Genomic DNA, 6,855 nt, shown 5'->3' on the forward strand with positions numbered 1-6,855 from the left:
GATTGTGTATAACCTGTGGGAGCGAGCCTGCTCGCGAAGCTTTTTAGAAGAGGAAAACCTGATGCGTGTATGGATCGACGCCGACGCCTGCCCCCGGGCGGCCAAGGATCTGGTGGTGAAGTTTGCCCTCAAGCGCCAGTTCGACGTGGTGCTGGTGGCCGGCCAGCCGCAGAGCAAACCGGGCCTGGCCCTGGTAAAGCTGATCGTGGTGCCGAGTGGTCCGGATGCGGCCGACGACTACCTGGTCGAGCACGCGGTGCCCGGTGAGCTGGTGATCTGCAGCGATGTGCCGCTGGCCGATCGGCTGGTGAAAAAGGGCGTAGCGGCGCTGGACCCCCGGGGCAAGGAGTTCGATGCGCAGAACATGGGCGACCGGCTGGCGGTGCGCAACCTGTTCACCGACTTGCGAGAGCAAGGGCAGATGAGCGGTGGACCGGCGCCGTTTGGCGAGCGCGAGAAGCAGGCGTTTGCCAACGCGCTGGATCGGATTTTGACGCGGCTCACACGCAAATCCTGAGAGAACGCTGCCCCTGTGGCGAGGGAGCTTGCTCCCGTTGGGTTGCGGAGCAACCCCAAAACCATCCACTACGGTTTTTCAGGCAGACCGCAATAACCGGTTTTACGACTGCTGCGCAGTCGAGCGGGAGCAAGCTCCCTCGCCACAGGAAATCAGATGCCAGATCACATCAAGCGTCGTTTTCGTGGGTCAATTCGAGCACACGGTCGACCAGTTTGTTGATGCCTGACGCGGCTTCACTGATCGATTGAGCCAGCATGTACGCCGGGGTGCTCACCAGTTTGCGCGCCTTGTCTTCGACGATGTCGCTCACCGCACATTCCTTGTGAGTGGCGCCCATCTTGTTCAACGCAGCTGCGGTGTCGGCGTCATTGCCGATGGTGCAGGTCACGCCCGGACCGTAGATCTTCGCCGCCAGGGCCGGCGAAATGCAGATCAGGCCGACCGGTTTGCCGGCCTCGGCAAAGGCTTCGGTCAAGGCCAGGACATCCGGTTGCACGGTACAGCCGGTGCCTTCGATGGCGAAGTTGGAGAGGTTCTTGGCCGATCCGAAGCCGCCGGGAATGATCAGGGCATCGAATTCTTCAGCGTCAGCTTCGCGGATGTCCTTGATCTCGCCGCGGGCAATGCGCGCCGACTCCACCAACACGTTGCGCGACTCGGGCATTTCTTCGCCGGTCAGGTGATTGATCACATGCAGCTGCGCGATATTCGGTGCGAAACACTGCACCTGAGCGCCACGCTGGTCCAGGCGCAGCAGGGTAATCACGCTTTCGTAGATCTCGGCGCCGTCGTACACACCACAACCGGAAAGGATCACTGCAACTTTTTTGCTCATGGGCTTTTCTCCAGATTCATGGCGTTAAATGTCCACTAATTTGTCACTCGTTGCCATAGGGTTAATTCGCGGCTAAACATAGGATCTGTCCTACAGATTCCGATCAGGGCGCGTCATGGACTTCATTTTGTATGCGGTGCCGTTTTTCTTTGTGCTGATTGCCGTCGAGCTGCTGGCCGACCGTTGGCGCGGGGTCAGCAACTATCGAGTGGCGGATGCGATCAACAGCATCAGCACCGGGGTGTTGTCGACCACCACGGGCCTGCTGACCAAGGGGGTGGGTCTGGTGACCTACGCCTTTGCCCTCAAGCACCTGGCGCTGTTCGAGCTCTCGGCTGACAGCGTGTGGGTCTGGGTGTTCGCCTTTGTCTTTTACGATTTTTGCTATTACTGGCTGCACCGCATGGGCCACGAGCGCAACATCCTCTGGGCCGCGCATTTGGTGCATCACCAGAGCGAGGATTACAACCTCTCCACCGCCCTGCGCCAGACCAGCACCGGGTTTCTGTTGAGCTGGATCTTCTACCTGCCCATGGCCGTGGCCGGCGTGCCATTGGCGGTGTTCATCAGTGTCGCCGCGCTGAACCTGCTGTACCAGTTCTGGGTGCATACCCGGCACATTCCCAAGCTCGGCTGGTTCGAGTGGTTCTTTGTCACGCCATCCAATCATCGGGCCCACCATGCACAGAACACTCTCTACATGGATCGCAACTACGGCGGGGTGTTCATTATTTGGGACCGTCTGTTCGGCTCGTTCCAGGAAGAAGACGACAACGAGCCGGTGATTTTCGGCGTGACCACCCCACTGGCGAGCTGGAATCCGTTATGGGCGAACGTGCAGTTCTACGCGCAGTTGTGGGCGGATGCGCGGCGTGCCGAAAGCACCTGGGACAAGCTGCGGATCTGGTTCATGCGCACCGGCTGGCGACCGGCGGATGTGGCGGCCAAATACCCGATGAGCAAACCGGACTTGAGCCAGTTCCGCAAATTCGAAGTGCCACTGGATGGGCGTCAGCTGTGGTACGTGGCGTTGCAGTTCTGCGTTTACATCGCGTTGGGCAGCTACTTGATGAATCTGGAACCACAGCTGTCCACTTCCGCGCTGGTGCTGGGCTGGGGCGCGTTGGCGCTGGGGTTGTTCGTGCTGGGCGTGGCCCTGGAGAATCGCCCGTGGGCGTTGAAGCTGGAGCTGCTGCGACTGGCGGCGAATGTGCCGCTGGTGTGGCTGGCGCCGGTGGTGGGGCTATGGCCGGCCAGCGCGGTGGGCTGGGTCGGCCTGCTCAGTTACAGCCTGCTCAGTGGTATCGGTCTCTATTGCTGTAGAAACCGTTTTACTCGGCTGGCGTCTTAGGATCGCCAGTACTGGCGCGTTCAGCTTTCAGGGCCTGTTCATCGGCATAGACCTGTTTGGCCAGACGCGCATTCTTGAAGCGTCGGCGCAGCCACAGGCCCAGGCCCAGGACCAGCAGGCCGCCGAGCACCCACAACTCGTACTTCTTGATGCTGCCGAGCATGCCTTCGAGCACCGCACCGAAGTGGTAGGCCGCCGCCGCCAGCGCGGTGGCCCAGATCGCCGCGCCAATGCCGTTGAGCAGCAGATAACGGCCCGGTGGATAGCCTGACAGGCCGATCGCCACCGGCATTACCGTACGCAGGCCATAGACAAAGCGGAAGCTCAGGACCCAGATGTCCGGGTGCTTGCGGATATGTTCCAGCGCCCGGTCACCCATCAGTTGCCAGCGGGGTTTGCGCGCCAGCAGCTTGCGCCCGTGCTTGCGTCCCAGGAAGTACCACAGCTGATCGCCGGCATAACTGCCGAAGAACGCCACGACCACCACCAGGTTGATGTCCATGTATCCACGGAACGCGAGGAAGCCTGCGAGCACCAGAATGGTTTCGCCTTCGAAGAACGTGCCGAGAAACAGGGCAAAGTAGCCGAAGTCATGCAGAAATTGTTGGAGCATTGTCTGGGTGCTGGCGAAATGAACGCGCAGCCTAACCCTTCGTACACATTCAGGAAAGTGTCCAAATGTGTCTCGACGTGAACATTTCCTACAAGGACAATGGAATGCGGCTACGTGTCACAGGGTGCGCACAACTGTAATGTGTTCGTCATAATGGCCGCTTATAACTGTCACGCTCGCCCGTCTGCGCGGGCTCAGGAGTCTGCCGTGAGTTTTACCCCTGCCCACCGATTGTTCCCTGCAACCCGTCTGCGTCGCAACCGTCGTGACGATTTCTCGCGTCGACTGGTCCGTGAAAATGTGTTGACTGTCGATGACCTGATCCTGCCGGTGTTCGTGCTCGACGGTGAAAACCGCCGTGAAGCGGTGGCCTCGATGCCGGGTGTCGAACGCCTGACCATCGATCTGTTGCTGGAAGAAGCGGCCAAGTGGGTCGAGCTGGGGATTCCGGCGCTGGCGCTGTTCCCGGTGACGCCGCCGGCGCTCAAGTCGCTGGACGCCGCCGAAGCCTGGAACCCCGAGGGTATTGCTCAACGCGCCACCCGTGCCCTGCGCGCCCAATTTCCTGAGTTGGGTGTGATCACCGACGTCGCGCTGGACCCGTTCACCACTCACGGGCAGGACGGCATTCTCGACGAAGAAGGCTATGTGCAGAACGACATCACCGTCGACGCGCTGGTCAAACAAGCCCTGTCCCATGCCGAAGCCGGCGCTCAGGTCGTTGCGCCGTCGGACATGATGGATGGCCGCATCCAGGCGATCCGTGAAGCCCTCGAACTGGCCGGTCACGTCAACGTGCGGATCATGGCTTACTCGGCGAAGTACGCCAGTGCCTATTACGGCCCGTTCCGCGATGCGGTGGGTTCGGCACTGAACCTGGGCAAGGCCAACAAGGCCTCCTATCAGATGGACCCGGCCAACAGCAACGAAGCCCTGCACGAAGTGGCGGCTGACTTGTCAGAAGGTGCGGACATGGTCATGGTCAAGCCAGGCATGCCGTATCTGGACATCCTCTGCCGGGTCAAAGAAGAATTCAAAGTGCCGACTTTTGTTTATCAAGTCAGCGGCGAATACGCCATGCACATGGCGGCGATCCAGAATGGCTGGTTGAGCGAAGGGGTTATCCTCGAATCCCTGACCGCTTTTAAACGTGCAGGCGCTGATGGCATCCTGACCTACTTTGCCGTTCGTGCAGCTCAATTGTTACGAGAGCAGAAATAGCCCTCCCAGGAACATTCGATGAATACCGAAGGACTCACTGAAGTTGCCGTACAAGACGCTCAACCCGTGGTCGAGCAAATCGCCGAAACCCCGCCGGAGCTGGAGCCTGCTCCACCCGTGGTGGTGACCGAACCCGCACTGGCGGCGCCGGCGATTGCCATTCCCGGCCTGGATGACAGCAGTCTGTACATCCATCGCGAGCTCTCGCAACTGCAGTTCAATATCCGCGTGCTGGAACAGGCGCTGGACGAGTCCTACCCGTTGCTGGAGCGCCTGAAGTTCCTGCTGATTTTCTCCAGCAACCTGGACGAGTTCTTCGAGATTCGTGTCGCCGGCCTCAAGAAGCAGATCACCTTCGCCCGTGAACAGGCCGGCGCCGATGGCCTGCAACCGCACCAGGCGCTGGCCCGCATCAGTGAACTGGTGCACGGTCACGTTGACCGTCAGTACGCGATCCTCAACGATATTCTGTTGCCGGAGCTGGAAAAACATCAGGTCCGCTTCATCCGTCGCCGCCATTGGACGACCAAGCTCAAAACCTGGGTCCGCCGGTATTTCCGCGATGAAATCGCCCCGATCATCACCCCGATCGGCCTCGACCCGACGCACCCGTTCCCGCTGCTGGTGAACAAGAGCCTGAACTTCATCGTCGAACTCGAGGGCATCGACGCCTTCGGTCGCGATTCCGGTCTGGCGATTATACCGGCGCCGCGCTTGCTGCCGAGGGTCATCAAGGTCCCGGAAGAGGTCGGCGGTCCTGGCGACAACTACGTGTTCCTGTCGTCGATGATCCACGCTCACGCCGACGACCTGTTCCAGGGCATGAAGGTAAAAGGCTGCTACCAATTCCGCCTGACCCGAAACGCCGACCTGGCGCTGGACTCCGAGGACGTCGAAGACCTGGCCCGCGCCCTGCGCGGCGAGTTGTTCTCCCGTCGCTACGGTGACGCGGTGCGTCTGGAGGTGGCCGATACGTGCCCGAAGCATTTGTCCGATTACCTGCTCAAGCAATTCAACCTGAGCGAGACCGAGCTGTATCAGGTCAACGGCCCGGTGAACCTGACGCGGCTGTTCAGCATCACCGGTCTCGACAGCCAGCGCGAGCTGCAATACACGCCGTTCACCCCGCAGATCCCGAAACTGCTGCAGAACAGCGAAAACATTTTCAGCGTGATCAGCAAGCAGGACATTCTGTTGCTGCACCCGTTCGAGTCGTTCACCCCGGTGGTCGACCTGCTGCGCCAGGCCGCCAAGGACCCGCACGTTCTGGCGGTGCGCCAAACTTTGTACCGCTCCGGCGCCAACTCGGAAATCGTCGATGCGCTGGTGGATGCGGCGCGAAACGGCAAGGAAGTCACCGCGGTGATCGAATTGCGCGCGCGGTTCGATGAGGAGTCCAACCTGCAACTGGCCAGCCGTCTGCAAGCGGCCGGTGCAGTGGTGATCTACGGCGTGGTCGGCTTCAAGACCCACGCCAAGATGATGCTGATCCTGCGTCGCGAGGCCGGTGAGATTGTGCGTTACGCGCACTTGGGTACGGGCAACTACCACGCCGGCAACGCCCGCCTGTACACCGACTACAGCCTGCTGACTTCCGACGACGCCTTGTGCGAAGACGTCGGAAAGCTCTTCAGCCAGTTGATCGGCATGGGCAAGACGCTGCGCATGAAGAAGCTGCTGCATGCGCCGTTTACCCTGAAGAAGGGCATGCTCGACATGATTGCCCGCGAGACCCAGTTCGCCCTCGACGGCAAACCGGCGCACATCATCGCCAAGTTCAACTCGTTGACCGATCCGAAGATCATCCGCGCGTTGTACAAGGCCAGTCAGTCAGGCGTGCGCATCGACCTCGTAGTGCGTGGCATGTGCTGCCTGCGACCGGGCATTGCCGGGGTTTCCCACAACATCCACGTGCGTTCGATCATCGGTCGCTTCCTGGAACACACCCGGGTCTTCTACTTCCTCAATGGCGGCGAAGAGCAGATGTTCCTTTCCAGCGCCGACTGGATGGAGCGCAACCTCGACAAGCGTGTCGAGACTTGCTTCCCGGTGGAAGGCAAGAAGCTGATCATGCGGGTCAAGAAGGAGCTGGAGCTGTATCTCACCGATAACACCCACAGCTGGAGCCTGCAGTCGGACGGTCGGTACATCCGCAACACGCCGACCGGCAACCAGAACCCGCGCAGTGCCCAGGCTACTTTGCTGGAACGGTTGGGTAGCCCGATCCTTACCGTTCGCTAACGCCAGGAACCTGTGGGAGCGAGCCTGCTCGCGAAGGGGGCGGCACATTCAAAATGGATGTTGACTGACAAACC

Annotated in this window: 6 protein-coding genes; 4 read left to right on the plus strand and 2 right to left on the minus strand. The window is 60.5% G+C overall.

Annotated features, from left to right (window positions below; all coding sequences use genetic code 11):
* Window positions 1-61 precede the first annotated feature (61 nt).
* Complete coding sequence (locus tag ACW9HW_RS27995; protein WP_457402559.1) at window positions 62-517, plus strand: YaiI/YqxD family protein; 456 nt, start codon at window positions 62-64, stop codon at window positions 515-517.
* A 169-nt stretch (window positions 518-686) separates the two neighbouring features.
* Here ACW9HW_RS27995 and elbB read toward each other — a convergent pair whose 3' ends face one another.
* The gene (gene elbB / locus ACW9HW_RS28000; RefSeq protein ID WP_095196251.1) at window positions 687-1,355 is read right to left on the minus strand and encodes an isoprenoid biosynthesis glyoxalase ElbB; all 669 of its coding nucleotides are present in this window, start codon (window positions 1,353-1,355) and stop codon (window positions 687-689) included.
* Window positions 1,356-1,470: 115 nt separating this feature from the next.
* Between elbB and ACW9HW_RS28005 the strand changes: the two genes are divergently transcribed.
* Window positions 1,471-2,706: a sterol desaturase family protein gene (locus ACW9HW_RS28005; RefSeq protein ID WP_095196252.1), complete on the plus strand. Its 1,236-nt coding sequence runs from the start codon at window positions 1,471-1,473 to the stop codon at window positions 2,704-2,706.
* Here the strand turns inward: ACW9HW_RS28005 and ACW9HW_RS28010 are convergent.
* Entirely contained in the window at window positions 2,687-3,319 is a 633-nt protein-coding gene (locus ACW9HW_RS28010) for a DedA family protein (protein WP_095196253.1), read from the minus strand. The two genes, ACW9HW_RS28005 and ACW9HW_RS28010, sit on opposite strands and share 20 nt — an antisense overlap.
* 207 nt (window positions 3,320-3,526) lie before the next feature.
* Between ACW9HW_RS28010 and hemB the strand changes: the two genes are divergently transcribed.
* Both hemB and ppk1 read left to right on the plus strand, forming a co-directional pair.
* On the plus strand, window positions 3,527-4,540 hold the full coding sequence (gene hemB, locus ACW9HW_RS28015; protein ID WP_095196254.1) for a porphobilinogen synthase: 1,014 nt from the start codon (window positions 3,527-3,529) through the stop codon (window positions 4,538-4,540).
* Window positions 4,541-4,558: 18 nt separating this feature from the next.
* Window positions 4,559-6,781: a polyphosphate kinase 1 gene (gene ppk1, locus ACW9HW_RS28020; RefSeq protein ID WP_095196255.1), complete on the plus strand. Its 2,223-nt coding sequence runs from the start codon at window positions 4,559-4,561 to the stop codon at window positions 6,779-6,781.
* Window positions 6,782-6,855: the final 74 nt, after the last annotated feature.

The organism is Pseudomonas sp. SDO5532_S415 (assembly GCF_054071155.1).

Excerpts from the sequence above, each read along its gene's own strand:
- ACW9HW_RS27995 (WP_457402559.1), top strand. The coding sequence starts at position 62 with ATGCGTGTATGGATCGACGCCGACGCCTGCCCCCGGGCGGCCAAGGAT.
- elbB (WP_095196251.1), bottom strand. The coding sequence starts at position 1,355 with ATGAGCAAAAAAGTTGCAGTGATCCTTTCCGGTTGTGGTGTGTACGAC.
- ACW9HW_RS28005 (WP_095196252.1), top strand. The coding sequence starts at position 1,471 with ATGGACTTCATTTTGTATGCGGTGCCGTTTTTCTTTGTGCTGATTGCC.
- ACW9HW_RS28010 (WP_095196253.1), bottom strand. The coding sequence starts at position 3,319 with ATGCTCCAACAATTTCTGCATGACTTCGGCTACTTTGCCCTGTTTCTC.
- ppk1 (WP_095196255.1), top strand. The coding sequence starts at position 4,559 with ATGAATACCGAAGGACTCACTGAAGTTGCCGTACAAGACGCTCAACCC.